At 52.0% G+C, this 5,908-nt stretch carries 11 tRNA genes and 2 rRNA genes (1 of these 13 running past the window's edge); all 13 read right to left on the bottom strand.

The annotated features are described in order from the left end of the window. Positions 1 to 2,934: ribosomal RNA gene (locus C1726_RS06435) — 23S ribosomal RNA — on the bottom strand. A 317-nt stretch (positions 2,935 to 3,251) separates the two neighbouring features. Further along, a 16S ribosomal RNA gene (locus C1726_RS06430) occupies positions 3,252 to 4,802 on the bottom strand. Together the 16S and 23S rRNA genes with 11 tRNA genes alongside form the textbook arrangement of a ribosomal RNA operon. 175 nt (positions 4,803 to 4,977) lie before the next feature. After that, a tRNA-Ala gene (locus C1726_RS06425) sits at positions 4,978 to 5,053 on the bottom strand. Positions 5,054 to 5,065: 12 nt separating this feature from the next. Continuing rightward, positions 5,066 to 5,142, bottom strand: a tRNA-Pro gene (locus tag C1726_RS06420). Positions 5,143 to 5,150: 8 nt separating this feature from the next. Then, positions 5,151 to 5,227, bottom strand: a tRNA-Arg gene (locus C1726_RS06415). An 11-nt stretch (positions 5,228 to 5,238) separates the two neighbouring features. Next, positions 5,239 to 5,327: transfer RNA gene (locus tag C1726_RS06410), tRNA-Leu, on the bottom strand. 7 nt (positions 5,328 to 5,334) lie between these two features. Beyond that, positions 5,335 to 5,409: transfer RNA gene (locus C1726_RS06405), tRNA-Gly, on the bottom strand. 11 nt (positions 5,410 to 5,420) lie between these two features. Further along, positions 5,421 to 5,502, bottom strand: a tRNA-Leu gene (locus C1726_RS06400). 10 nt (positions 5,503 to 5,512) lie between these two features. Next, positions 5,513 to 5,588 (bottom strand) — tRNA-Lys (locus C1726_RS06395). A 13-nt stretch (positions 5,589 to 5,601) separates the two neighbouring features. Beyond that, positions 5,602 to 5,674, bottom strand: a tRNA-Thr gene (locus C1726_RS06390). Between the two features lie 12 nt (positions 5,675 to 5,686). Then, positions 5,687 to 5,762 (bottom strand) — tRNA-Val (locus C1726_RS06385). Positions 5,763 to 5,768: 6 nt separating this feature from the next. After that, positions 5,769 to 5,843 (bottom strand) — tRNA-Glu (locus C1726_RS06380). 21 nt (positions 5,844 to 5,864) lie between these two features. Beyond that, positions 5,865 to 5,908, bottom strand: a tRNA-Thr gene (locus C1726_RS06375) (it continues 29 nt past the right edge of the window).

The raw sequence follows: 5,908 nt of genomic DNA, 5'->3' as shown, positions 1-5,908 counted from the left end.
TGGTTAAGTCCTCGACCGATTAGTATTTGTCAGCTCCACGTGTCACCACGCTTCCACCTCAAACCTATCAACCTGATCATCTTTCAGGGGTCTTACTAGCTTGACGCTATGGGAAATCTCATCTCGAGGGGGGCTTCATGCTTAGATGCTTTCAGCACTTATCCCTTCCGCACATAGCTACCCAGCGATGCTCTTGGCAGAACAACTGGTACACCAGCGGTGCGTCCATCCCGGTCCTCTCGTACTAAGGACAGCTCCTCTCAAATTTCCTGCGCCCACGACGGATAGGGACCGAACTGTCTCACGACGTTCTGAACCCAGCTCGCGTACCGCTTTAATGGGCGAACAGCCCAACCCTTGGGACCGACTACAGCCCCAGGATGCGATGAGCCGACATCGAGGTGCCAAACCTCCCCGTCGATGTGGACTCTTGGGGGAGATAAGCCTGTTATCCCCGGGGTAGCTTTTATCCGTTGAGCGATGGCCCTTCCATGCGGAACCACCGGATCACTAAGCCCGACTTTCGTCCCTGCTCGACTTGTAGGTCTCGCAGTCAAGCTCCCTTATGCCTTTACACTCTTCGAATGATTTCCAACCATTCTGAGGGAACCTTTGGGCGCCTCCGTTACTTTTTAGGAGGCGACCGCCCCAGTCAAACTGCCCACCTGACACTGTCTCCTGCCCCGATCAGGGGCATGGGTTAGAATTTCAATACAGCCAGGGTAGTATCCCACCGATGCCTCCACCGAAGCTGGCGCTCCGGCTTCCAAGGCTCCTACCTATCCTGTACAAGCTGTACCGAAATTCAATATCAGGCTACAGTAAAGCTCCACGGGGTCTTTCCGTCCTGTCGCGGGTAACCTGCATCTTCACAGGTACTATAATTTCACCGAGTCTCTCGTTGAGACAGTGCCCAGATCGTTACGCCTTTCGTGCGGGTCGGAACTTACCCGACAAGGAATTTCGCTACCTTAGGACCGTTATAGTTACGGCCGCCGTTTACTGGGGCTTCAATTCAGAGCTTCGCGTGAGCTAACCCCTCCTCTTAACCTTCCAGCACCGGGCAGGCGTCAGCCCCTATACTTCGCCTTGCGGCTTCGCAGAGACCTGTGTTTTTGCTAAACAGTCGCCTGGGCCTATTCACTGCGGCTCTTCGAGGCTTTAACACCCCAAAGAGCACCCCTTCTCCCGAAGTTACGGGGTCATTTTGCCGAGTTCCTTAACGAGAGTTCTCTCGCTCACCTTAGGATTCTCTCCTCGCCTACCTGTGTCGGTTTGCGGTACGGGCACCTTATCCTCGCTAGAGGCTTTTCTTGGCAGTGTGGAATCAGGAACTTCGGTACTATATTTCCCTCGCTGTCACAGCTCAGCCTTCACGCAAACGGGATTTTCCTCGCTTGCAGCCTAACTGCTTAGACGCACATATCCAGCAGTGCGCTTACCCTATCCTCCTGCGTCCCCCCATTGCTCAAACGGAGTTTGGTGGTACAGGAATATCAACCTGTTGTCCATCGCCTACGCTTTTCAGCCTCGGCTTAGGTCCCGACTAACCCTGAGCGGACGAGCCTTCCTCAGGAAACCTTAGGCATTCGGTGGATGGGATTCTCACCCATCTTTCGCTACTCATACCGGCATTCTCACTTCTAAGCGCTCCACCAGTCCTTGCGGTCTAGCTTCAACGCCCTTAGAACGCTCTCCTACCACGGACATCGGTAGATGTCCATCCACAGCTTCGGTGATACGTTTAGCCCCGGTACATTTTCGGCGCAGAGTCACTCGACCAGTGAGCTATTACGCACTCTTTAAATGGTGGCTGCTTCTAAGCCAACATCCTGGTTGTCTAAGCAACTCCACATCCTTTTCCACTTAACGTATACTTTGGGACCTTAGCTGGTGGTCTGGGCTGTTTCCCTCTTGACTACGGATCTTATCACTCGCAGTCTGACTCCCATGGATAAGTCTTTGGCATTCGGAGTTTGTCTGAATTCGGTAACCCGATGGGGGCCCCTAGTCCAAACAGTGCTCTACCTCCAAGACTCTTTCTACATGAGGCTAGCCCTAAAGCTATTTCGGAGAGAACCAGCTATCTCCAAGTTCGATTGGAATTTCTCCGCTACCCACACCTCATCCCCGCACTTTTCAACGTGCGTGGGTTCGGTCCTCCATTCAGTGTTACCTGAACTTCAACCTGGACATGGGTAGATCACCTGGTTTCGGGTCTACGACCACATACTCATTCGCCCTATTCAGACTCGCTTTCGCTGCGGCTCCGTCTATTCAACTTAACCTCGCATGTAATCGTAACTCGCCGGTTCATTCTACAAAAGGCACGCTATCACCCATTAACGGGCTCTAACTACTTGTAGGCACACGGTTTCAGGATCTCTTTCACTCCCCTTCCGGGGTGCTTTTCACCTTTCCCTCACGGTACTGGTTCACTATCGGTCACTAGGGAGTATTTAGCCTTGGGAGATGGTCCTCCCTGCTTCCGACGGGATTTCTCGTGTCCCGCCGTACTCAGGATCCACTCTGGAGGGAACGAAGTTTCAACTACAGGGCTTTTACCTTCTCTGGCCGGCCTTTCCAGACCTGTTCATTTACCTCGTTCCTTTGTAACTCCGTGTAGAGTGTCCTACAACCCCAAGAGGCAAGCCTCTTGGTTTGGGCTAATCCCGTTTCGCTCGCCGCTACTCAGGGAATCGCGTTTGCTTTCTCTTCCTCCGGGTACTTAGATGTTTCAGTTCCCCGGGTCTGCCTTCATTACCCTATGTATTCAGGTAAAGATTCTATCCCATTACGGATAGAGGGTTCCCCCATTCGGAAATCTCCGGATCAAAGCTTACTTACAGCTCCCCGAAGCATATCGGTGTTAGTCCCGTCCTTCATCGGCTCCTAGTGCCTAGGCATTCACCGTGCGCCCTTTCTAACTTAACCTACTTCGGTCAACAATCAGCTTCGAATCTCTGAGTCAGCTCTCTCACTCCGCTCCTCACGTACTGAGTACGCTCCGGTGCCGTTCGGTCGCTTCCTTGATCTTCTCGCTGCTTGTTGCCCTCATGGTTTGTGCTCTTATTTCGTTTTAAAACTAAAACTTCCATAAGAGAAAACTAAGATGGCGATTACTCGGTTATTCTTCTTTATATACATTATCTAGTTTTCAAAGAACAAACTTATATGAGAGAATTGCTCTCTCAAAACTGAACGAACAATGAAACGTCTTTTAATGAAGTTAGACTTCATTTCATCCTTAGAAAGGAGGTGATCCAGCCGCACCTTCCGATACGGCTACCTTGTTACGACTTCACCCCAATCATCTGTCCCACCTTAGGCGGCTGGCTCCTTGCGGTTACCCCACCGACTTCGGGTGTTACAAACTCTCGTGGTGTGACGGGCGGTGTGTACAAGGCCCGGGAACGTATTCACCGCGGCATGCTGATCCGCGATTACTAGCGATTCCGGCTTCATGCAGGCGAGTTGCAGCCTGCAATCCGAACTGAGAATGGTTTTATGGGATTGGCTAAACCTCGCGGTCTTGCAGCCCTTTGTACCATCCATTGTAGCACGTGTGTAGCCCAGGTCATAAGGGGCATGATGATTTGACGTCATCCCCACCTTCCTCCGGTTTGTCACCGGCAGTCACCTTAGAGTGCCCAACTGAATGCTGGCAACTAAGATCAAGGGTTGCGCTCGTTGCGGGACTTAACCCAACATCTCACGACACGAGCTGACGACAACCATGCACCACCTGTCACTCTGTCCCCCGAAGGGGAAAGTCCTATCTCTAGGATTGTCAGAGGATGTCAAGACCTGGTAAGGTTCTTCGCGTTGCTTCGAATTAAACCACATGCTCCACCGCTTGTGCGGGCCCCCGTCAATTCCTTTGAGTTTCAGCCTTGCGGCCGTACTCCCCAGGCGGAGTGCTTAATGCGTTTGCTGCAGCACTAAAGGGCGGAAACCCTCTAACACTTAGCACTCATCGTTTACGGCGTGGACTACCAGGGTATCTAATCCTGTTCGCTCCCCACGCTTTCGCGCCTCAGCGTCAGTTACAGACCAGAGAGTCGCCTTCGCCACTGGTGTTCCTCCACATCTCTACGCATTTCACCGCTACACGTGGAATTCCACTCTCCTCTTCTGCACTCAAGTCTCCCAGTTTCCAATGACCCTCCCCGGTTGAGCCGGGGGCTTTCACATCAGACTTAAAAGACCGCCTGCGCGCGCTTTACGCCCAATAATTCCGGACAACGCTTGCCACCTACGTATTACCGCGGCTGCTGGCACGTAGTTAGCCGTGGCTTTCTGGTTAGGTACCGTCAAGGTACCGCCCTATTCGAACGGTACTTGTTCTTCCCTAACAACAGAGTTTTACGATCCGAAAACCTTCATCACTCACGCGGCGTTGCTCCGTCAGACTTTCGTCCATTGCGGAAGATTCCCTACTGCTGCCTCCCGTAGGAGTCTGGGCCGTGTCTCAGTCCCAGTGTGGCCGATCACCCTCTCAGGTCGGCTACGCATCGTCGCCTTGGTGAGCCGTTACCTCACCAACTAGCTAATGCGCCGCGGGCCCATCTGTAAGTGATAGCCGGAGCCATCTTTCAGCTTTTCCGCATGTGAGGAAAAGAATTATCCGGTATTAGCTCCGGTTTCCCGAAGTTATCCCAGTCTTACAGGCAGGTTGCCCACGTGTTACTCACCCGTCCGCCGCTAACTTTTGGGAGCAAGCTCCCGCAAGTTCGCTCGACTTGCATGTATTAGGCACGCCGCCAGCGTTCGTCCTGAGCCAGGATCAAACTCTCCAATAAATTGTGAGTTGATTAGCTCATAAATGTCTTTTTGATAAAAGACTAAAAATAATAAACGTTGACGTTTTTGTTCGTTCAGTTTTCAAAGAGCAATATTTTTATTTCTTCGTCACTCAAGGCGACTTTAAAACATTACTACATTTAAAATGTTAAGTCAATAACTTTTTAAATGTTATGGTGGAGCCTAGCGGGATCGAACCGCTGACCTCCTGCGTGCAAGGCAGGCGCTCTCCCAGCTGAGCTAAGGCCCCATTAGATATGAATGGTCGGGAAGACAGGATTCGAACCTGCGACCCCTTGGTCCCAAACCAAGTGCTCTACCAAGCTGAGCTACTTCCCGTTTTTAAATGGCGCGCCCGAAAGGAGTCGAACCCATAACCTTCTGATCCGTAGTCAGACGCTCTATCCAATTGAGCTACGGGCGCTAATTAAAATATGGTGCCGAGGACCGGAATCGAACCGGTACGGTAGTCACCTACCGCAGGATTTTAAGTCCTGTGCGTCTGCCAGTTCCGCCACCCCGGCAAGTAATTGGAGCGGAAGACGGGATTCGAACCCGCGACCCCCACCTTGGCAAGGTGGTGTTCTACCACTGAACTACTTCCGCAGATAAAATGATGCGGGTGAAGGGAGTCGAACCCCCACGCCTTGCGGCGCTAGATCCTAAGTCTAGTGCGTCTGCCAGTTCCGCCACACCCGCATTATTTAAATGGTGAGCCATGAAGGACTCGAACCTTCGACCCTCTGATTAAAAGTCAGATGCTCTACCGACTGAGCTAATGGCTCAAAACTAAAAACATGCCGGCCAGAGGACTTGAACCCCCAACCTACTGATTACAAGTCAGTTGCTCTACCAATTGAGCTAGGCCGGCATAATAAAATGATGGTGGAGGATGACGGGATCGAACCGCCGACCCCCTGCTTGTAAGGCAGGTGCTCTCCCAGCTGAGCTAATCCTCCGATTAATGGTGACCCCTACGGGATTCGAACCCGTGTTACCGCCGTGAAAGGGCGGTGTCTTAACCGCTTGACCAAGGGGCCATATATAAATTTATTATGGTAAGCTCCCAAGCGGGCTCGAACCGCTGACCTCTTCCTTACCATGG

Source organism: Cytobacillus massiliigabonensis, from assembly GCF_900199725.1.
GTDB lineage: Bacteria > Bacillota > Bacilli > Bacillales > Cytobacillaceae > Cytobacillus > Cytobacillus massiliigabonensis.
This window is presented reverse-complemented; position numbering and strand designations above follow the sequence as displayed.